A 19,386-nucleotide genomic window follows, 5' to 3' on the forward strand; every position below is an offset into this window, starting at 1 on the left:
ATCAATATTTATTTTTAAACCAAAAGACCATTTAATGGAAAGATTTAGCATTTAAGAGATGGAAGACACCTCACAAGAAGACATTATTTCATTAGTCAAATCAATATTTGAGGTAAGTGATTTTACAAAAACAGAATTTTCCTTAGAGTTTAGAATAGAAGATTATGATTTCAAATCAAAGTTTGAAAATTTAGCAAGAAAATTAGAGAATATGAGTTATGCTGGAAAGTTAGAAGAAATAGATAACGGAAGATACGTAATCATTCAGAAATTTTCACCAAAAAAACAGAGAAGATGGATGAGTTCTTCTTGGACTCCTCGAATATTATTCGCAATTGTCATTTCATTTGTAATGATTGATGGATATTATAGGACATCAGGAACAAATTCGATAATAGAGATCGGTGATCCTCTAGAGATGGCAGGGGTCTATACTTTATCATTGTTAGGAATTTTAGGAATTCATGAACTCGGTCATATTATTGCTGCAAAAATACACAGGCTGAAAACAACTTGGCCTTATTTCATTCCAGGATTACCTGTGATTGGAATTCCAACTTTTGGAGCATTTATTCAATCACGAGGTTTAACAATTAACCGAGAAATATTATTTGATGTAGCCATTGCAGGTCCAATTGCAGGATTGGTAATTGCGATAATAGTTTCAATTTACGGAGCATATACTGCGCCAATATTGGATCAAGATATTGCAGCAGGATTATTTGCAGAATCGAAATTAATTGAATGGAATCAAGGAGAACCACTTCTAATGACAGCGAGTTTGGCGTTATTTGGAAAAGGAGGAGATGGGCAGGAAGTAATAATGACACCAGTAATGTTTGCGGCGTGGATTGGATTTTTAATTACATTTTTGAATCTGCTTCCAGCATGGCAATTAGATGGAGGACATATGGCAAGAACATTACTTGGACCAAAACTGCATAGATACGCAACTTTTGGAAGTATGGCAATTCTAATTTTGTTAAATTATTGGTTAATGGCAATGTTAATTCTCATTATGAGTTCAAGAAATCCCGGGGCCACACCACTTGATGATATATCGCCACTTTCAAGAAATAGAAAACTTGCATACATTGGAATTATAGGATTAGCAATTTTGTGTGCACCGTTACCATCAGATTTTCTACCGAACTTTCTACCTTAGCAAAAGTCTAGCGCCATCTGTAACAACTGCAACCTTTTGTCTTACTCCTTGTGTTTTTAGAATATAATCCATGGAATATTTTATTCCAGGTAGTGAAATCATATTCAGTTTCTTGGCGTAAAATTCTGGTAAAATTGAAACTAATCCAATTTGAAAATTCTTTTGTACTTCTGTGAGAAATAACAAATCTTCCATTCCACTGAGATATTTTGTAGGATTTCGCAGTTGTTCCAAAGTTAATCTGTCTTCAATATATTGTTGAATTGCATCAGAACCTAATCCACCCTTACATTCAGCTACTAAAATTGCAAGACCGTCTTTTTTGATTGCACTATAACAATTCCAAAGGGATGAAAGTGATTTGCCCAAATTGAAATTACTTGCATCCTTACCTGTACTAATTATCATAGTTTTATGTTCCCCTATATCCTTGATTGAATTAGATTCCAAAATTTTTGATGTTGAAAGAGTTTCTGATGGATGGCCAATTGAAAAATCAAGTATGCCTTTGGAATTTGCTACGATTTCGATCCCTTGAATTTCAAAATTATCAGTAAATTTTTTTGCTTCCACTAAACTTTCAGTATGCTGTCCAGGAACTGGTAAATTGCCTTGTCTTTTTGCATATGCTGAAAGCATGGAATCCAAACCAAATTTTTTGATTAGACGAGTTGAAATGGTTTCATAACCGAATAATCCATCAAATTCCATTTCTCCCATGAAGACAAGATTTGAATTAGAAATGTCAACGCCATCAAATTCGTTTATAGAGCTTCCTTCAGGAAGTCCTGCTTTGACCAAATTCAAGATTTTCTTCTCAGCAAAAATTTTCGGGAACGGTTTTGATTTTTGCTCACATAATGTGAACAAAGAAGAGATGATTTTTTGAATGGATTTTGAATTATGCAAAACAACAAGTTCCATAGGTTTGGACAAATCAAGAGAATTTAGTTTTTCATTGATCGCAGAATCTTCCAAAATTTTTCCATCAGAATCGATTTTTTGTTCTAAATTTTCTGCTCTTATATCCAAAACAACGTCTGTGACACCATAATTTAACCAGATTTCAGGCATAATTCATTGATAATACAAACCAAAATAAATCCAGTGTAGTTAACTTTGGTATGGAATTTGTAAAAGAGTTTGCAACCTTTTTGTATCAAAAAGGAATAATAAAATTTGGAGATTTTACTCTTGCAAGTGGAAAAAAGAGTTCATACTATGTAGATTTAAGACTAGTTCCAAGCTATCCTCACGAATTTAGGAAAATGGTGAAATATCTTGAAAATGAGATTGCTCAAAAAATTGGTTTAGAAAATTTTGATTCTTTTGTTTCTGTACCAACAGGAGGATTGGTGATAGCATCAGCGTTAGCAATAGAAACTGTAAAACCGTTAATCTATGTCAGAAGCAAACCCAAAGATTATGGTACTTCAAAAGCAGTTGAAGGAAAAATTCATGAGGGGATGAAAGTGATCATGATTGACGATGTGGCAACTACTGGCGGTTCAGTTGTAAATGCAATAAAATCTCTAAAAGAAGTCAATATTTCAGTAAAGGATGCATATGTAATTGTTAATAGAATGGAAGGAGCAGAGGAGGCTTTGGCAGATTTAGAAGTCAACATGCATTCAATTCTAAATATTTTGCAGATAACAGAAACCTTACATGAACAAAATTTAGTGGATGAAAGTATTTTAGAAAAAGTGAAAAAACAAATCAACAAATGAGTATTGGCAGCTCAGACAAATGCCTTCCAATCACCATTTCAGATATAACTCTGATTCTTCATTGCGGCCGATAAATTTTGAATTGGCTCATTTTAAAACTAATGGAAAATAGATGGGCCCGAAGGGCTTCGATCCCTTGGCTCACCGGTTATGAGCCGGTTACTCTACCAAGCTGAGTTACGGGCCCTAAGCAGATGAATTTTTTCTTAGGTTTAAAATGTTATGAGATTAACAATATTCTTCATAGCAACTATCAAGCAACATGTTTTGGGCAGAGATAGATTTGTCTGCAATTTCTATCAAGTTGTTTGAGTCAGTTGAAGATTTTTCTAAAATGTTTCTCCATGAAGCAGCATGTCGGATATCAGCTTCTGTATGAAGTTTGAAGTATTCTGTTGCATCATTACTTGTCATTCCATAAAATTCAGCCAACCCATCAAGTTTGGTTTGACTTATTTTTGGAATTTCTTTTTCAAAGGCATACATTGCACAGGCACCGCCTTCAAAAGAATCCATTAATTCATTTAAAATAGAAACGGCTTTCTGAGTTTTAGGCAAACCAGAATATGAGATCAATTCATCTTCAGAGATACCAAGTTCTCCTGCAAACGCAATCCATGGTTTGATATGATCATATTCTTCTTGTTGATTTTCAATTAATTCACTTGTGACTGAATTTGGTGCTTTTTCAATAATAGGAGTCATAAAATTTGGAACAGCCTTTACAAGTTGAAAATATTCTTTAGAATAACCTGCCAAAGATTCTTGTGTTAATTTTCCATCAGACCACATTTGATAGAAAGGATGTTTTAGTAAACTTCTTTCTTCAATCATTTCATCAATTTTTTTAATTATACTCATGTTTCATCTCCAAATTTGCCAATAAAAAAATCTTTGTTGTTTACAAAAGATTTTATGGTCAAAACGCAGAATTTTCTTGGGTTCCAGTGGTGTAGACCGGTCAAGCATACTGCCCTTTCAAGGCAGTGATCCCGGGTTCAAAATCAAACGATGAAAATCCCGGCTGGAGCACCAAGATTTATTTACTAATGACAAAGTTTTTTGATCAGGCAATTTTGGACAGGAAAAATATTGAGATCAATCCTCTACTTGAAACCTATGGAAGATACATTCAAAAAATTGATGAAGCGTTAGATAATGAGCTTTCTCTTTATTCCGAATCCGAATTCATTGAACCGCTAAAATATTCATTGGACGGTGGAAAACGGATTAGACCCATTATTTTGACTCTCGCAGCCGAAAGCGTAGGAAAAATTGATGAAAATACACTATCGGCATCTTGTGCTGTTGAATTTTTACATATGGAATCAATCATTCACGATGATATTATTGACAATGAAACTATGAGAAGACAAAAGGATCCATTTCATATCAAATATGGTTACAATACCAGTGTACTTACAGGAGATTTTGTTTTAGGATTAATTCTTGCAATATCATCCAGATTAGATAACGCCAGAATTACAAAAGATTTAGCCACAACTGCAATGTTAATGAGCGAAGGAGAGATGATTGAAAATAGATTAGAGACCAGCGAAGATGTTACGTTTGATGATTATCTTAAGGTAATTGAATACAAAACAGCAACTGCTTTTGAAGTAGCTGCGAGAACAGGGGCAATTATTGCAAATGGTACCGAAGAACAAATCGAAGCATTAACAGAATATGGAAAAAACATAGGGATTGCATATCAAATAAGAGATGATCTGTTGGATTGGAAAAATGAAGATAAACTGTTTAATCTATTAATCAAAAAGAGTTCTGATCCAAGAGATGTTTTTAATAAAATGGAAGAGTTGTTAAAAGAATATTCTGAGAAAGCAAGAGCAGGTTTAAGAAAAATCCCAGACAATGATGCAAAGATGAATCTAGATAATTTAATTAAATTTACTTCATTTAAGGCATAAGGCCCAAACTAATTACCGGAGTTGCAAATTCTACAAACTTAATGAGCGGATCTGGATACACACCAAATCCTACTAAGAATATAGTTGAGAAGATCATTACTGCAATAATTGATTTTGGTTCTGCAATTCTTTTTTCTGATTCTCCTTCAAAGTACATTTTTCTTGTAATCCAACCATAGTAAGCAAGAGATAATGCACTGTTAAGAACTCCAGCAATTGCAAGCCAAGGAGCCCACCACAATGCAGAACTTGCATCCAATGCACTACCAAATAACATAAGTTTACTCCAAAATCCTGATAGTGGTGGAATTCCAGCTAATGCAAATAATGCAATTACCAAACCTAGAGCAGTTATTGGCATTCGTCTTCCAAGTCCTTTGAGTTTATCGATATTAGTTACTGCAAGCGTTGTAACAATTCCGGCTATCGCAATGAATGCAGCACCTTTCATTACAGCATGATTCATAATTTGGTACAATGAACCTTGTAACCCAAGTGAACTATGTGGTGCAACTGCAAGTCCAATCAAAATATACCCTGCATGAGCAATACTGGAATATGCCAACATTCTTGACAGATTCTTCTGCATAATCGCAGCAACGTTTCCTATAGTCATAGTCATTACAGCAATAATACCAAGAGCTAATGTCCAATCAAGATTTAGAACTACCATTCCAAGAACTACAATTCGAATTGTTGCTGCAAATCCAGCTTTCTTTGTTGCTGCTGCAAGGAGTGCAGTAATTGGTGAAGGTGCGCCTTCATAAGTATCAGGTAACCACTGATGGAAAGGCACAAGCCCCATCTTGAATCCAAATCCTGCAATAAACATTCCAACAGAAAGTAAAGCAAGAGGCAATAGAGAAGGATCAAGTGTCGAATAACCCTGAATGACTTCTCCGATATTTGTAGAACCAGTCAATCCATATGAAATAGAAATTCCGTAAACTATGATTGCAGAGGATAATGCACCAAATAAGAAATACTTTAGAGCAGCCTCATTGGAGCTTGGATTCTTTTTCATGAATCCAACTAAAACATATGTTGGAATACTCATAAGTTCCCACGCAACAAACAACATTACCAAATCAGTAGAATATGCTACTAACACCATACCAATCGTTGCAAGTAAAATTAGAGAATAGTATACAGCAGGAGAATTATGTTTCCTCATGTAATTGAAAGAACCAACTGTGGTGAACAAGGCAACAATCAACATTGCTATTGCAAAGAATCCACCAAATCCATCATCAACTAAAACATCTTCAGAGAAAAGAGCAGATGCAGAGACATTGTCGTTAATGAATTGATATCCAACATACCCTAAGGAGGCAATTAATGCAGCAAATGCAATTACAGCATAGAATGAATTAGAACCTTTTTCTTTTCTTGCAATACTAATTATAGGAAGAATAACCCCCACGGTACCCAATATTGCAATCAATACCAATGGTGTCGAAGTAATTTCTAACAATTCATCAATCTCCTATATCAACAATATCAGAACTACGAATAGCAGTCCTGCTCCAAATACGAATAGATATGACTGTGATACACCAGTTTGGGTTCCTTGAACAACTCTTGCACTCCAACCAACTGCTTTTTGAACTCCATCATTCATACCGTAATCGATAGCTGTCTTTTCAAAGTATCTGAATATACCCCTTGCCAACCATAATGGTGCTACAACAAAGCACCAGTAGATAATTGCATTAAGATACCATCTGTTTAAGATAATTTTGTGAATTGCATAAAAGAAGATGTTAGAGTTAACAAACCTTACTGGATCAACCCATCTGCCAATATAGAAGATGTAACCTAATCCAATTCCAATTGCAAATGCAGCTAACGATGAACCAAGAGCAACAGGATTGAGTCCTTGCAAGAATTCAGGCAGAATTGATGCTTCTGCAGCTATATGCTCAGTGTGGATACCAAATGAATGCTCAAGATAATCTGTAAACAAATGATGTAATCCTTCTTCAGTGGATAATCCAATCAATCCAATTCCAATTGTAAGCACTGCAAGAATTCCATATGGAACCCACATTGATAATGACGCTTCATGAATATGATGTCCCTCTTCTTCCATCTTTTCAATATGTTTACTCTTCTTTCCAAAGAAGACCATGCCAATCATTCTTGTAGTGTAAAATGCTGTAATTACGGCAGTTAATACTGCAATTGCGTAAAGTGGAATTGCCCATTCGTTTCCTGATTCATATACTGCTGCAAATATTGCATCCTTACTCCAGAAACCAGTTGAGATAAATGGTGCACCCATCAAACCTAGACCTGCAGCCCACATGAACGCATAAGTCTTCTTCATGTGTTTTCTAAGGCCACCCATATCGGTCATGAATCTAGAACCTACAATGTGCAATAGAGAACCCGCGGCCATGAATAATGAAGCTTTGAACATTGCATGTGAAATCAGGTGGAAAAATCCTGCAGTATAACCATCCACATATTGATGAGACAATCCCGCAACACCCATTGCCATCATCATATAACCAATTTGAGAACCAGTAGAATATGCAAGAACTTTCTTAATTTCAGGATTGACCATTCCTTGTGTTGCCAACAACAAAGCAGTGATTGCACCAACCCAAGCAACAATCTCAAAGAACTGATCTGCCATAATACCTGCAGCACCTAATGCAAAAACAAGCGGTCCAATTCTTGCAACTAAGAACACACCTGCTTTGACCATAGTTGCGGCATGAATCAATGCTGAAACGGCAGTAGGACCGGTCATTGCTTCTAAGAGCCATTCGTTTAGTGGGAATTGTGCAGATTTTCCTATCGCACCTCCAAACAGTAATACAAATGCAGGAACCAAAAGTCCCTGAGCAGACATTGCAGTTGCCCATGCAGTATCACCCATTAATTCTTTGAATCCAAATGTTCCAGCAAACAAAAATATCAAAAGCATACCTGCAATCATCATAACATCGCCAACTTTGGTCATGATGAATGCCTTCATACCTGCATGTGTTGGAGCGTAGTAATCTAACATGCCAAGAACAGTTCGTCCTTCAACACCAACATGATCTTTCTTCTTATCTCTATACCAAAAGCTGATCAAAGCATATGATGCAAGTCCTACACCTTCCCATCCAAAGAATACTTGAAGTAAGTTATCAGACAACACAATTAGCTGCATAGAGCCAATAAAGAACATCATCCAAAACCAGAATCTCGTGATATCTTTATCCCCTTTCATGTATCCTGTGCTGTATATCATAATCAAGAAAGAAATCCAACCCACAACATTTGCCATGATAATTGAAAGTGGATCGGCTAATACACCACCTTTGAGACCAATTGATTCAATCCACATTATTTGATGATGTAACTCATGAGCCTCTAAAGCAACTGGGATCATTGTTGCTGCAGATAATGCACTCATCAAAGCAAATGCAACTGCAACATATCCAGTTGCATGTTTTGATAATTTTCCAACAGCTGGAATAATCAGTGCAGCAGCAAATGGTAAAATCCAAACTAACCACGCACTGAGAGTTCCAACTTCAAATGGCAATCCAAAAGATTCTGTAGCCATATTCTAAACTCCCAACACTCCATTCATGTACGGAATAATTGTTTTGAAGAAAATATCTGGATAAATTCCAACCACAATAGAGAATCCTGCCAAGACCATCATAGGGGCAGTCATGTACCAACTTCCTTCTTTTACATTTTCAAGATGCTCAGGAGTTTTACCAAAGAATACACGTTTTAGCATCCAAAGCATGTAAGACATTGTAAGTGCAGTTGCAACAAGACCCAAACCAAACGTTACTGCTCTAATTGTAGAACCCTCTTCAATTGCAGTCTCCAATGCACCATAAAACAGAACCCATTCACCCATAAATCCACTAGTTGGTGGCACACCCATAATTGTTAACGCACCAATTACCGCACATACTGCTGTAATTGGCATCTTTCCTGCCAATCCTCCAAGTTTAGAAATACTACGCGTTCCAACTTTAACAATAATAATTCCAGCCATCATGAAGAGGATGCCTTTTCCTATTGCGTGTGTTACATACATCATTTCGGCACCTGAAAGACCTAGAGCAGACATTGAACCAATTCCAAACAAAAGATAACCCATCTGGCTTATACTGGAATATGCAAGAAGGCGTTTCAAATCATCCTGCATCAGTGCCATTGCACCACCATAAATCATTGTAACTAGTCCCCAAATGTGGAACCATATTGAAAGTTCTGCAAACGTTGCAGGTAAGAATTCAACAATTAATCTAAAAATACCATATGCGCCAATTCCGATCATCGCTGGAGACAATAATGCACTGATTGGTGTTGGTGCCGAACCGTGAACATAAGGAAGCCAGATGTGGAACATAAAGACAGCCAGTTTAACTCCAAGCCCTATTGCAATTGCTACTGCAGAAATCATAACAATATCTTGAGGAATTTCTGATTCACGAATATCTACAAAATCAAAACTGCCTAGAGAAAGACCAATCATCAAAAAGCCCAATAGTAAAACAACTGCTCCAGCATGAGTCCAAAACAAGAACATTAAACCAATTTTTCTTCTTGGTCCATCACCCCAAAGTGCAACTAAAAAGAAACCAGGAATCAACATCACTTCAAAGAAAATATAAAATTCAATTAAATTAGTTGAGAGAACGGTTCCAAGCATTCCCATTGCAAAGACAAGATACAATGCAAAGTATAGGCCAGATTTAGCATTGACATAATTTGAAAGAGAGGATGATTCAACTACAGAAGTTTGGCCACTTGAAGATGCATTGACGTGGTGTTCTTCTTCAAACTGTTCATGGAATTTGTGAATCATGTATGGCTTTGAGTAAAGTACCAGGATTGTAGATAGCACATAAATCATTATTGCAAATGGTGATGCCAAGCCATCCAACAAGAAACCAAATTCGCCAAACTGTTCTGTCCATGGATAATGTTCCTCTACAGTTCCAGAAAGTGCGGCATTAATTACAAGAACTGTGGTGTAAAGTAAAATTGCAAATGTAAACCACATTGCAGGTGTAGGACCTACTTTTCTTCCAATGATGTAAGCAATTGGAGATAGAAGTAACGGCAAGAAAACTGCCTGTAATAACGCATATTCCATTAGCCTTTCAAACTCCTAAAGTCTGCAATATCGACATTTTGATACATACGATAAGCAACAATAATCAACGATAACCCAACTGCTACTTCTGCCGCGGCAATTGCGATTGAGAATAAAGCCAAAGTCTGACCACCACTGTGAGGTAAAAATCTACCAAAGGCCACAAGGTTAAGATTTGCAGCATTGATGATTATTTCAACTGCAAACAACATTCGAATAAAGTTACGTTTTACTGCAAGACCGTAAATTCCTATGCCCAGTAAAGCAACAGATACAAGGGTAAAATCAACTAGTTCGCTGGTCATTCTCCACATCCTCACGTTTGGCTAAAACTAATGCGCCAGTTACAGAACCGGCTAAAATTAATCCCATCAATATCAATGCAGGCCAATAATAGGTCACAAAGTCTGTACCAATATCTCTAAAATCAACTGGAGGTTCATCAGTAGTCATTGTTTTTATTCCAGAATCTAGGAATACAGCTCCCAATGCAACCATGACTACTAACATTAATCCAATTCCTGCAAACTTTCTTCGTTTATCTTCAATTTTTTTGAAAATTAATTCTCTTTTTACTAACATAACAGTAAACAAAATCAAGACGGCTATAGAACCAACATAAACTGCCAATTGAAATAACGCAACAAATGGAGAATCCAACAAGAAAAAGAATCCCGCAATACCACCAAGGGTTCCCATTAAAGCAATTGAGCCATAAATCAATGATCTTAATTCAAGTGCGGCAATTGCTGAACCAATTGTTATTACGGTTAATGCTAAAAATACGGCATCAGCCATGTGTTGCACCTCTATCAGTAATCTGAATTTCGCTATCTTGAGCAACATATGGTTTTACAGCAAGTTGAGCAGGAGTATAGATCAAACCTTCTTTTGAAAATGAAGAAAGTTCATAATCATTTGTCATGTAAAGTGCATAAAAGGGACATGCATCGACACAAAGGCCACAGAAGACACATTTTCCATAATCAATTTGAGGCATGATGGATTTTTTATTTTGTTTTTGTTCTTCTGGGACTTTTACCATTGCAATAGCTTCTGCAACACCTTCACATGCTATAGAGCATAATTGACAACCAGTGCAGTGATCATGAAATAACATATGACGACCCTTAAGTCCAGCAATTCCAACACCTGTTGAAGGATCAAATTGATATCCATCACCTACAAATTTTAATTTCTCTTCAGGATAACGAAGTGTAAATCGCTTTACTGCAAGATGTTTAATTCCAGAGTTTAATGCGCGAATAATACCTGTTGCAGTTCCCATTATTGTAATCCTCCTGGTCCTAGCACTCCAGCGTAAAGCAAGCCTAGAGCAATAAAGATGTTAACGAATGCAAGACCAATTAGTTTGGTCCAACCAAGACTCAACAACATGTCAATTCTAATTCTAGGAAATACACCTCTTGGCAATAATATGAAGAAGATTACTCCTACAGTTTTTAGAACAAACCAAAGTGTTCCATTAAGCATTTCTTGTGTAAATACAGGCAATCCAGGAATTTTGGCAGTAATTGGGCCCATTACAATTCCATCTGTAATGATTTCTGCAGGGAATGGAGGTACAACCATTGGACCATTCCACCCACCAAGGAACAAGACAACAAACAATGCTGCAAATGCATAAAGTTTCAGATATGTTCCTAATTGAACAAGACCATACATCATTCCAGATAATTCAGTTAACCAACCAGCAACGATTTCACTTTCTGCCTCTGGCAAGTCAAATGGAATTCTTTCTAGTTCTGCAAGCATGGTAATAAAGAAGACAACAGCACCAACGGGCAAAAATACAATCCATGGGAAGCTAGATTGACTTGCTGCAATTTCAGACAAGTTTAGAGTTCCAGTTAGGATAACAACTCCTAACAAAGATAGAATTAACGGAATTTCAAATGAAACCATCTGGAATAAAGCTCTGATACCACCAATGAAGGGGAACTTACTATTTGCAGACCATGCAGAAAGAATTGTAATGATTGGGAAAAATCCAATTACTGCAAACACTCCAAGTAAACCAAGATCTACATCTGCAACTACCCAACCTGGAGCAACAGGAATTAATGCAACAAATGCAGCAGCAGCACCAACAAACATCACAGGGGCTGCCCAAAAAATTGGTTTGTCAGCTTTTGCTGGAATAATAATTTCTTTGGAGATTAATTTTAGTCCATCTCCCATTAATTGTAATATACCTTCAACTTTTCCACAGTAAAAAGGGCCAACTCGTAATTGTAATTTTGCAAGCATTTTTCTTTCAACAAATATTGTACCTGCAGCAAGCAATGCTGCAAAACCAAATCCTGGAAATGCCATTACTCTGAAAATATCAGTGGCCATGAATGCTTTGATGATTGGAAGTGTTCTAGATGGGTCTGCTATCCATGTGAGAGCAAGAAATGGTGTAAGTAATTCACCATTAATTACTGGCATTTCAATTGCAAATAAAAGAATGGAAATTGCTGGAATGCCAACCAAAACTAAAAGTAATAATATCCAGAATGCATTGTCAAGCAGTGATTTGATAAATTCACTTAGTTTGAATTTTGGTGCAATTACGGACATTTATCGGTCTGCCTCCACTGGCCAATAGTTAAGACTCCAATAAACAGATGGCATGTTGCCAAGCTTTTCACCTTTGAGTAGATATGGTAATGCAATCAAGTTTCTAAAAGAACCAACACTCATCTTAAGTCTGTATGGTTCTGTTTTCCCATCAGATACAATATAACATCCTAAAGAACCTCTTCCAGATTCAACCCGTTTATAGACTGAATTAAGTCCTTTACCTTTTGGATTTGGTTTTAGTTTAGTTCTAACAGATCCTGACTTGGGCATTTTTTGTAATGCTTGTCTAATGATATTACAACTTTCCATCATGTCAAGCCATGGAACTCTAGATCGTGCATAAGAATCACCTTCTTTCATCACATTAGTGTGAACATCTAATTCATCGTAGACATCATATGGTTCTTTCAATCGAAGATCATAATCTACACCACTTGCACGAAGTACAGAACCAGTTGTGCCAAGTCGAATAGCATCTTGACGGGAAAGAACACCAGTATCTCGAGTTCTAGAAATTAGAATCGGGTTATCATAGAACACTGCAGCATATTCTTTGATACGTTTTTCAAAATAATTTACTTGGCGCAAACAAACATCTTCAAAGTTCGGTGGCAAATCATTTCTGACTCCACCCGGAACAAAGTGTGCATGTGTAACTCTGGCACCAGTCATTTTTTCCATTAAATCAATTAAGAGTTCACGATCACCAGCTGGCCACATAAACATTGTAGAATGGCCTAAGAAAATACCATAAATTGCCAGCCAATACATTGTGTAAATACATCGATTCAGCTCAGATGCAATTACTCTAACATACTTTGCACGTTCAGGAACTTCAATTCCAACAATTTCTTCAACTCCTAAAACATATGGATAAAGAATATTACATGAATCATGAATTACTGGTCTTTCTAAGTGAGGAATATTTGTAATATAGTTTCTATATTCTGCCATTTTTTCCTCACCACGATGAACATATCCCGGATCAGGATCACATGCAACAATATAATCACCATCAATTTGAACAATAATTCTCATGTGACCAGAACCAGGATGTTGTGGTCCAACATTGAGAGTCATAATTCTCTCGTCAACTTTTTGGAGTGCTAATCCTGGAGGCAATTCAGTTGTCATGTTCATCTTCCCTTTATTGCAAAATCCTTTCTAAGTGGCGGTAAATCTGCCCAATCTTCTGGTAAAAGTAATCGTCTATTATCAGGATGTCCTTCAAAGTAAACCCCAAACATTTCAAAGATTTCTCTTTCATGAAATTCTACACTGTAAAAAACATCTCTTAGAGTTGGAAGTTTAGTTGCATCATTTCCAGGAATTGGGTTTTCTTCTCTTTGTGCCCTAGTTGACAAAACAAGAATCTGGCTTGCTAATGAAGAATCGGTATAAGATCCAATATGGTAAACAACTTCTATTTCTTTGTCTTGAGGGTAATCTACACCAGAAACAGATTCTACATGATCATAGTTTAATCCATCACGAATGAATTCAGCAACTTCATGAACATTTTCTCGTCCTACATTAATTCCAACTCTATTCACTTTAACAAATGTAACTTGAACTTTATCACCAAATTTTTCTACAATTTTTTCTGAAATTCCTTTTTCAAATGCAGGTAAATCTACAGGTTTTTCTTCAGGTTTTTTTGTGGGTGGTGTAGATTTCTCTTCAGGTTTTACATCTACAGATGGTTTTTCAGAATCAGAACTCATTATACAAACTTCCTAGCCTTCATTCTCTTGATTTTCTCTTGTAACAACATACATCCTTGGATGAGAGTTTCAGGTCTAGGTGGGCAACCTGGAACATAGACATCAACTGGAATGACTCCATCAATTCCTGGAAGTACATTGTATGAATCAAAATATAATCCTCCAGTAATGGCACAAGCTCCCATAGCAATAACATATTTTGGTTCTGGCATTTGATCATAAACTAATCTAAGACGTGGTGCCATTTTTCTCGTAATAGTTCCTTGAACAACAACTAGATCACATTGTCTAAGTGAACCAAATGCTTCTATGATACCAAATCTTTCAACATCATATCTAGGACTTGATGCTGCGCCAAATTCAACACTACAACAAGCTGTTTCAATATGGACAGGCCAGAGTGACCAAATTCGACCCCAATTGATGGCATAGCCCAATGGTTTATCAATTGCTTTTTCTAAAATATCTCCTAACTTTCCGACAAAGACATTTGCGTTTTCTGGTGTAACTAAATCTTTAAGCAATCTTATCCCATACCCCCGTAAATACAATTTATATAAAAAACTACCATATTCTCCTTCTCCCTGATTGGTATAGCGCAAATGCCATCGCTCCAAACATAATTGCTAAAAATCCCATCATGGGCAATGTTGCACTTTTAGGAAGTTCCAAAAGAGCACTACCCCACGCATATAAGAAAATTGCCATCACGTCAAAAACCACAAACATCAGAATGTATGGATAATACTGCATCATGAAATGAGTTCTTCCTTCACCTGTTGGAACTTGGCCACATTCCATTGGCAAAAACTTGACAGGGTTACTTCGTTTTCTTGGAGAAATCATTCTAGAAATAATTAATGCAGGAGCCATTGCTGCTACAGCAAAGCCAAACATCAATACAACGGTACTATAATTGCCCGCTAATTCCCCGACCAATTCAACTTCTGACCCTGATTTTTGTATAAAAAGGTATTCTTCCTTTTTCCCGATCAAATTTTTAAAAAAATATTTTTCTAAAGTACTTTATAGGACAATATCAATTAGCGATCATGTTATTGAATATCGGAGATATTGCTCCTAACTTTGAGCTTCCAGATACAGAATTAAAGTTGCGGACTTTGGATGATTTTAAAGGCGGAAAAATTGTTTTGTCATTCATAGTTGCTGCAAGTTCCCCAGTTTGTGAAACCGAACTGTGTAATTTTAGAGATTCCTGGAAAGAAATTTCAGATTTAGGTGCAAAAGTAGTAGCAATCAGTAATGATGGTCCATTTGCAAACAAAGCATTTGCAGAAAAAAATCACTTTAATTTTCCATTGTTGGGAGATTACAGTAGTAAGACAATTCGGGATTACGGAATTTTAATGCCAGACTTACTGCACATTAAAGGCTACAATGCAGCAAAACGTTCGGTCTTTATTATTAATGAAGATGGAAAAATTGGTTACAAATGGGTTTCAGAAGATCCATTAAAAGAACCAAACTATGAAGAAATTAAAAATTTCCTGAAATAGGAAAAAATAATTTTTTTATTCAATATCAGCAATAGGGTCGCCTTTGGCAACAGTTGCTGTTTCTTTAATTTTGATAGATTTTACAACTCCATCTTTGTGAGCCTTTACCGAAACTTGCATCTTCATTGATTCTAGTGTACAAATAACATCACCTTTCTTTACCGAATCACCCTCAGATACTGCAATCGAAACAACCTTACCAGGAATTTGACTCTTCAATGATAACTGTGCATTACCTGCACCAGCTCCACCTGAATGTTTGTAAACTACTTCATCAAAGTGAGAGTGACGATTAATAATAATTGGAACATTATCTACAACAATATTCATTTCATTGGTTGATTGTTCAAGATATTTTGCGTTATGATATTTCTGATCTAAAATAAATTCAATTCCGCTTGAATTCATACTAATAATTTTTAATTGATGTTCGTTATCATTTACTTTAATTACATAATCATTATTTCCTAGATTTTGTAGAATTTTTCCTTCAAATGATTTTTCAATATCAGTTATTTTGTAATCCATTTATCATCAATCCAATTTGTATTTCCAATTAGAGCTTGCAGTTGCATCATTTTGTATACGACTCTTAAGGTATTCAGAATGAATTATTGCCGCAGCAATTGCAGCTTCACTTTTATCAATTTTTTCATTCTTTAGGTCTTCAGTCAATCGATTAATCATATCAAATCGTTTAAGGAAATCAGTAGAAAGTTGACCAGTTTTGTATTCTTCAGAAGACAGAATTGTTTTGTATAATGGAATTGATGTCTCAACACCTTGAATGTAAAAATCATTTAATGCTGCAAGCATTCTTGTTCTTGATTCCTCAAATGTTTGGCCCCATGTTACAAGTTTTGCCATAAGTGAGTCATAAAATGGAGATACTGTACAACCAGGATACAAGTAGGTATCACACCTAACACCTGGACCTGCAGGAATTGTAACATTTGGAACAGGTCCTGTTGAGGGTGCAAAGTCTAAGAAAGTATCTTCGGCATTAATTCTGCATTCTATTGCATATCCATTCATTTTCAAATCGCTTTGTTTGAATGGAATTTCCTCGCCATTTGCAATATCTAATTGTAATTTTACCAAATCTAATCCAGAAACATATTCAGTAATTGGATGTTCTACTTGTAATCTGGCATTAATTTCAATGAAATAGAAATCACCATTATCAGCCCTTAGAAATTCTGCTGTACCCAGATTTGTGTAATCTACAGCTTTTGCGGCATTGCAAACAATTTCACCTATACGTTCACGAATCTCTTCATCGACGACAGGAGAGGGGGTTTGTTCAATTAATTTCTGATTACGTCTTTGAATTGAACACTCTCTCTCAAAGATATGAACAGTGTTACCATGCTTGTCTCTTGCCATTTGATATTCAATGTGTCTTGTTTTCTCTAGGAATTTTTCAACCAGTATTGCAGATTTTCCTACAGCCGCAATTGATTCTCCAGTAACGGATACAAATCCTTCTCGTAGTTCTTTGTCATTGTTTGCAAGTCTAATTCCACGTCCCCCACCACCATAAACTGATTTAAGTAAAACTGGATATCCAATATCATTTGCAATAGATACAGCTTCTTCAACATCTTTTACCAAGTCTGGACTTCCTGGAACAGTTGGAACTTTAGCTTTTAGCATTGCAGCTTTACATCTCATTTTATCTCCACAGAGATTCATTGAATCAGCTGAAGGACCAATAAAATTAATTTTATTTTTCTCACATAATCTTGCAAAATCATCATTTTCAGAAAGAAAACCATAACCGGGATGAACAGCATCAGCACCTGCAGATAACATCACTTCAAGAATTTTTTCTTGATTAAGATAGGATTTTGCAGGAGCTGCTTCTCCAATATGATATGCTTCTGAGGCTTGTTTTACATGCATAGAGTTGTAATCTTCATCTGAATATACTGCAACAGTTTTGATTCCAAGTGCCTTACAAGTTCTAATAACACGTAAAGCGATTTCCCCCCTATTTGCAATCAGTACTTTCTCAATCATGTTCTATCACAAATTGATGTTTCCGTGTTTTCTTGGAAGTTGTTTTTCACGCTTGTTTGCAAGCATACGTAATGCTTTGATTAGCATAGGCCTTGTTTCAGCTGGATCAATTACATTATCAACAGTTCCATGAGATGCAGCAACGTATGGATTCTCAAATTTTTCTGCAAATTCACCGATTAATTGTTTTTTTAGTTCTTCTGCATCATCTGCAGAATCAAGTTCCTTTCTATACATGATTTTAACTGCTGCCTCTCCTCCCAAAACGGCACATCTAGCAGTGGGCCATGCATAATTAATATCAGTTCTAAGATTTTTACTTCCCATTGCAATGTATGCACCACCATATGCTTTTCCAATTACTAGAGTAATTCTTGGAACAGTTGCTTCACAATATGCATATAGTAACTTACTTCCATGTCTGATGATTCCGTTATGTTCTTGATTAGATCCTGGCATGTATCCTGGAGTATCAACCAGAGTAATTATTGGAATGTTAAATGCATCACAAAATCGAATGAACCTTGCTGCTTTGTTTGATGAATCAATATCAAGTGCGCCTGCAAGATGAATTGGTTGGTTAGCAACAATTCCTACAACTTGACCGTCCATTCTTCCATAACCTACAACAACATTTGGTGCAAATAGTTCATGTACTTCAAAGAATTCATGATTATCTACAATTGAATTAATAATTTCTTTCATGTCATAAGGCTGTAAAGGATTTTCAGGGATGATGTTGATCAAATTGTGATCCAATCTATTTGGATCATCATCAGTTTTGATTTTTGGAGGTGCTTCAGCATTGTTTTGAGGCAGATAAGAGATTAATTTTTTGATGTAATCCATACATTCATACTCATTTTGTGCAACAAAATGAGCAACGCCACTTTTTGAACCATGTGTCATGGCTCCACCAAGATCATCAAATGAAATTTCCTCACCAAGAACAGTCTTAACCACATCAGGTCCGGTAACAAACATTGTTCCGACTTTTTCCACCATTATTACAAAATCAGTCATTGCAGGAGAATATACAGAACCACCTGCTGAAGGACCAATACTTGCAGTAATTTGAGGAATAACTCCTGAAGCTAATTGATTATGATAAAAGATATCTGCAAATCCATCAAGACTCATAATTCCTTCTTGAATTCTTGCACCACCAGAATCCATAATACCAATAATTGGACAACCAGTTTTTACTGCATGATCCATCAATTTAGTAATTTTTTTGGCACCCATCTGACTTAGGGTTCCACCAAGAACAGTAAAATCATAAGCAAAGACAAAGATTTGCCTACCGTTTACATTTCCATAACCTCCAACAACACCATCTGTAAAGAATTTCTTCTTCTGCATTTCATATTCGTGGTAATGATGTGTAGTTAATGGATCAATTTCAGTAAAAGTTCCTTCATCAAGTAAAAGATCGATTCTTTCACGGGCAGTTAATTTACCTTTATCATGTTGGGCTTTGATTCTATCTTGTCCCCCGCCTTGTAATGCTGTGTTATTTCTTTTAGTATATCCTTCAATCTTTTCAGAATGCATAACAGTGATCTAACTCAAGGATGGTTTACTATATT

Annotated in this window: 20 protein-coding genes and 2 tRNA genes; 5 read left to right on the plus strand and 17 right to left on the minus strand. The window is 36.0% G+C overall.

The window, feature by feature from the left end; translation table 11 throughout:
* Positions 1–58 precede the first annotated feature (58 nt).
* Entirely contained in the window at positions 59–1,165 is a 1,107-nt protein-coding gene (locus K5783_RS05910) for a site-2 protease family protein (RefSeq protein WP_297472937.1), read from the plus strand.
* Here K5783_RS05910 and K5783_RS05915 read toward each other — a convergent pair.
* The gene (locus tag K5783_RS05915) at positions 1,157–2,239 is read right to left on the minus strand and encodes a transcriptional regulator (RefSeq protein ID WP_297472939.1); all 1,083 of its coding nucleotides are present in this window, start codon (positions 2,237–2,239) and stop codon (positions 1,157–1,159) included. The two genes, K5783_RS05910 and K5783_RS05915, sit on opposite strands and share 9 nt — an antisense overlap.
* Positions 2,240–2,289: 50 nt before the next feature.
* Here K5783_RS05915 and pyrE point away from each other — a divergent pair, with 50 nt between their 5' ends.
* Positions 2,290–2,895, plus strand: coding sequence for an orotate phosphoribosyltransferase (gene pyrE / locus K5783_RS05920; protein ID WP_297472941.1), 606 nt, complete (start codon positions 2,290–2,292; stop codon positions 2,893–2,895).
* A gap of 113 nt (positions 2,896–3,008) precedes the next feature.
* On the opposite strand, the gene K5783_RS05925 is transcribed toward pyrE, so the two are convergent.
* Together K5783_RS05925 and K5783_RS05930 are read right to left on the minus strand one after the other, a co-directional pair.
* Positions 3,009–3,082: transfer RNA gene (locus K5783_RS05925), tRNA-Ile, on the minus strand.
* 41 nt (positions 3,083–3,123) lie between these two features.
* A complete protein-coding gene (locus tag K5783_RS05930; RefSeq protein ID WP_297472943.1) occupies positions 3,124–3,756 on the minus strand; it encodes a TenA family transcriptional regulator in 633 nt (210 codons plus the stop codon).
* A gap of 80 nt (positions 3,757–3,836) precedes the next feature.
* On the opposite strand from K5783_RS05930, the gene K5783_RS05935 reads away from it, so the two are divergent.
* A tRNA-Glu gene (locus tag K5783_RS05935) sits at positions 3,837–3,930 on the plus strand.
* Positions 3,931–3,944: 14 nt separating this feature from the next.
* Positions 3,945–4,823, plus strand: coding sequence for a polyprenyl synthetase family protein (locus K5783_RS05940; protein ID WP_225866826.1), 879 nt, complete (start codon positions 3,945–3,947; stop codon positions 4,821–4,823).
* Here K5783_RS05940 and K5783_RS05945 read toward each other — a convergent pair.
* Genes K5783_RS05945 through K5783_RS05995 form a run of 11 tightly spaced genes read right to left on the minus strand, consistent with a single transcriptional unit; the run spans position 4,813 to position 15,155 of the window.
* Positions 4,813–6,297 carry an NADH-quinone oxidoreductase subunit N gene (locus K5783_RS05945; protein ID WP_297472946.1) on the minus strand — a complete coding sequence of 495 codons (1,485 nt, stop codon included), beginning with the start codon at positions 6,295–6,297 and terminating at the stop codon, positions 4,813–4,815. The genes K5783_RS05940 and K5783_RS05945 overlap by 11 nt on opposite strands.
* Positions 6,298–6,309: 12 nt before the next feature.
* Complete coding sequence (locus K5783_RS05950; RefSeq protein WP_297472948.1) at positions 6,310–8,388, minus strand: NADH-quinone oxidoreductase subunit L; 2,079 nt, start codon at positions 8,386–8,388, stop codon at positions 6,310–6,312.
* A gap of 3 nt (positions 8,389–8,391) precedes the next feature.
* A complete protein-coding gene (locus K5783_RS05955; protein ID WP_297472952.1) occupies positions 8,392–9,945 on the minus strand; it encodes a NuoM family protein in 1,554 nt (517 codons plus the stop codon).
* Positions 9,945–10,250 carry an NADH-quinone oxidoreductase subunit NuoK gene (gene nuoK, locus K5783_RS05960; RefSeq protein WP_109876478.1) on the minus strand — a complete coding sequence of 102 codons (306 nt, stop codon included), beginning with the start codon at positions 10,248–10,250 and terminating at the stop codon, positions 9,945–9,947. Before nuoK ends, K5783_RS05955 begins: the two co-directional genes overlap by 1 nt.
* Entirely contained in the window at positions 10,231–10,743 is a 513-nt protein-coding gene (locus K5783_RS05965; protein WP_278974783.1) for an NADH-quinone oxidoreductase subunit J, read from the minus strand. The genes nuoK and K5783_RS05965 overlap by 20 nt, the downstream gene beginning before the upstream one ends.
* Positions 10,736–11,233 (minus strand): NADH-quinone oxidoreductase subunit I, encoded by a 498-nt coding sequence (locus K5783_RS05970; RefSeq protein WP_297472958.1) that lies wholly within the window; start codon positions 11,231–11,233, stop codon positions 10,736–10,738. The genes K5783_RS05965 and K5783_RS05970 overlap by 8 nt, the downstream gene beginning before the upstream one ends.
* Positions 11,233–12,531, minus strand: a complete 1,299-nt coding sequence (nuoH, locus tag K5783_RS05975) for an NADH-quinone oxidoreductase subunit NuoH (protein WP_297472961.1) — start codon at positions 12,529–12,531, stop codon at positions 11,233–11,235. Before nuoH ends, K5783_RS05970 begins: the two co-directional genes overlap by 1 nt.
* Positions 12,532–13,668 carry an NADH-quinone oxidoreductase subunit D gene (locus K5783_RS05980; protein ID WP_297472964.1) on the minus strand — a complete coding sequence of 379 codons (1,137 nt, stop codon included), beginning with the start codon at positions 13,666–13,668 and terminating at the stop codon, positions 12,532–12,534. It lies immediately after the preceding gene.
* Between the two features lie 2 nt (positions 13,669–13,670).
* Positions 13,671–14,258, minus strand: a complete 588-nt coding sequence (locus K5783_RS05985; RefSeq protein ID WP_297472966.1) for an NADH-quinone oxidoreductase subunit C — start codon at positions 14,256–14,258, stop codon at positions 13,671–13,673.
* On the minus strand, positions 14,258–14,782 hold the full coding sequence (nuoB, locus tag K5783_RS05990; RefSeq protein ID WP_014964441.1) for an NADH-quinone oxidoreductase subunit NuoB: 525 nt from the start codon (positions 14,780–14,782) through the stop codon (positions 14,258–14,260). Before nuoB ends, K5783_RS05985 begins: the two co-directional genes overlap by 1 nt.
* A gap of 40 nt (positions 14,783–14,822) precedes the next feature.
* Complete coding sequence (locus K5783_RS05995) at positions 14,823–15,155, minus strand: NADH-quinone oxidoreductase subunit A (RefSeq protein WP_109876566.1); 333 nt, start codon at positions 15,153–15,155, stop codon at positions 14,823–14,825.
* A 155-nt stretch (positions 15,156–15,310) separates the two neighbouring features.
* On the opposite strand from K5783_RS05995, the gene K5783_RS06000 reads away from it, so the two are divergent.
* Complete coding sequence (locus tag K5783_RS06000; RefSeq protein ID WP_297472969.1) at positions 15,311–15,775, plus strand: peroxiredoxin; 465 nt, start codon at positions 15,311–15,313, stop codon at positions 15,773–15,775.
* Positions 15,776–15,790: 15 nt separating this feature from the next.
* On the opposite strand, the gene K5783_RS06005 is transcribed toward K5783_RS06000, so the two are convergent.
* The 3 genes from K5783_RS06005 to K5783_RS06015 are packed head-to-tail and all read right to left on the minus strand — an operon-like array spanning position 15,791 to position 19,351.
* A complete protein-coding gene (locus K5783_RS06005; protein ID WP_278974791.1) occupies positions 15,791–16,303 on the minus strand; it encodes an acetyl-CoA carboxylase biotin carboxyl carrier protein subunit in 513 nt (170 codons plus the stop codon).
* 6 nt (positions 16,304–16,309) lie between these two features.
* The gene (locus K5783_RS06010) at positions 16,310–17,797 is read right to left on the minus strand and encodes a biotin carboxylase N-terminal domain-containing protein (protein WP_297472972.1); all 1,488 of its coding nucleotides are present in this window, start codon (positions 17,795–17,797) and stop codon (positions 16,310–16,312) included.
* A 6-nt stretch (positions 17,798–17,803) separates the two neighbouring features.
* On the minus strand, positions 17,804–19,351 hold the full coding sequence (locus tag K5783_RS06015) for an acyl-CoA carboxylase subunit beta (protein ID WP_297472975.1): 1,548 nt from the start codon (positions 19,349–19,351) through the stop codon (positions 17,804–17,806).
* Positions 19,352–19,386: the final 35 nt, after the last annotated feature.

The sequence above is a fragment of the Nitrosopumilus sp. genome (genome assembly GCF_025699125.1).
GTDB lineage: Archaea > Thermoproteota > Nitrososphaeria > Nitrososphaerales > Nitrosopumilaceae > Nitrosopumilus.

Bases quoted from the DNA above. Each gene is read 5' to 3' on its own strand.
- K5783_RS05980 (WP_297472964.1), bottom strand. From the start codon at position 13,668: ATGACAACTGAATTGCCTCCAGGATTAGCACTCCAAAAAGTTGACGAG.
- K5783_RS05965 (WP_278974783.1), bottom strand. From the start codon at position 10,743: ATGGCTGATGCCGTATTTTTAGCATTAACCGTAATAACAATTGGTTCA.
- K5783_RS05915 (WP_297472939.1), bottom strand. From the start codon at position 2,239: ATGCCTGAAATCTGGTTAAATTATGGTGTCACAGACGTTGTTTTGGAT.
- K5783_RS05995 (WP_109876566.1), bottom strand. From the start codon at position 15,155: ATGTTTGGCTTTGCTGTAGCAGCAATGGCTCCTGCATTAATTATTTCT.
- nuoK (WP_109876478.1), bottom strand. From the start codon at position 10,250: ATGACCAGCGAACTAGTTGATTTTACCCTTGTATCTGTTGCTTTACTG.
- pyrE (WP_297472941.1), top strand. From the start codon at position 2,290: ATGGAATTTGTAAAAGAGTTTGCAACCTTTTTGTATCAAAAAGGAATA.
- K5783_RS05950 (WP_297472948.1), bottom strand. From the start codon at position 8,388: ATGGCTACAGAATCTTTTGGATTGCCATTTGAAGTTGGAACTCTCAGT.
- K5783_RS06000 (WP_297472969.1), top strand. From the start codon at position 15,311: ATGTTATTGAATATCGGAGATATTGCTCCTAACTTTGAGCTTCCAGAT.
- K5783_RS06010 (WP_297472972.1), bottom strand. From the start codon at position 17,797: ATGATTGAGAAAGTACTGATTGCAAATAGGGGGGAAATCGCTTTACGT.
- K5783_RS05940 (WP_225866826.1), top strand. From the start codon at position 3,945: ATGACAAAGTTTTTTGATCAGGCAATTTTGGACAGGAAAAATATTGAG.
- K5783_RS06015 (WP_297472975.1), bottom strand. From the start codon at position 19,351: ATGCATTCTGAAAAGATTGAAGGATATACTAAAAGAAATAACACAGCA.
- K5783_RS05985 (WP_297472966.1), bottom strand. From the start codon at position 14,258: ATGAGTTCTGATTCTGAAAAACCATCTGTAGATGTAAAACCTGAAGAG.
- K5783_RS05910 (WP_297472937.1), top strand. From the start codon at position 59: ATGGAAGACACCTCACAAGAAGACATTATTTCATTAGTCAAATCAATA.
- K5783_RS05970 (WP_297472958.1), bottom strand. From the start codon at position 11,233: ATGGGAACTGCAACAGGTATTATTCGCGCATTAAACTCTGGAATTAAA.
- nuoH (WP_297472961.1), bottom strand. From the start codon at position 12,531: ATGTCCGTAATTGCACCAAAATTCAAACTAAGTGAATTTATCAAATCA.
- K5783_RS05955 (WP_297472952.1), bottom strand. From the start codon at position 9,945: ATGGAATATGCGTTATTACAGGCAGTTTTCTTGCCGTTACTTCTATCT.
- K5783_RS05930 (WP_297472943.1), bottom strand. From the start codon at position 3,756: ATGAGTATAATTAAAAAAATTGATGAAATGATTGAAGAAAGAAGTTTA.
- K5783_RS06005 (WP_278974791.1), bottom strand. From the start codon at position 16,303: ATGGATTACAAAATAACTGATATTGAAAAATCATTTGAAGGAAAAATT.